Here is a 517-nt window from a genome sequence, read left to right on the forward strand (position 1 = left end):
GACACGAGGCCCTGATCTTTTTCCGCGTCAACAGCATCTTCGGTTCGACTCACGTTGTCAACATGCTGAGTCTGAAGCGCTTGTTGCTGGGCGTCCTCCGGTTCAATTGCCGGAGGCACGTCCGCAACTGCACGCTGACGTGGTGCAGTCGCGTTGCTGAACGAGCGCGGCATGATTGGTTTCATACGCACTCCTTATTATTTGGATACGACGTAAAACTCGGTGCCCTTCGAAGCGAAAGTTACCTTTAGTGCGGAGAACGGCATATCCGATTGAACTATCGGCCCGTTTCCGGTGAGGGTAATAGGTGTTGGCCCGTCTACCCATTTCACAGCGGCCTGCACGGCTGGGTCTGGATCACAAGCCAGACCTGCATTTTGCAGCGTGAACTGGACAGTGGCGCTACCAGACCCAACTAGCTGAAATGCAAACCCCAGAGGACGCGTGTTATTACCTGCGCACTCGGTGATCGGAAGGTAAAGAACGTCATCTGCTTTTTCGGATACTGCTCCAACCC

The 517-nt window shown here is 54.4% G+C and carries 2 protein-coding genes; both read right to left on the reverse strand.

Annotated elements, in window-relative coordinates; all coding sequences use genetic code 11:
* A partial coding sequence (locus AC1RPN_RS08235; RefSeq protein ID WP_481763722.1) for a hypothetical protein occupies positions 1-185 on the reverse strand: 185 nt, incomplete at its 3' end.
* Between the two features lie 12 nt (positions 186-197).
* The coding region (locus tag AC1RPN_RS08240; RefSeq protein WP_481763723.1) for a hypothetical protein at positions 198-517 on the reverse strand (320 nt) is incomplete at its 5' end.

This window comes from Dellaglioa sp. CoH-57-MRSF-20 (genome assembly GCF_056781955.1).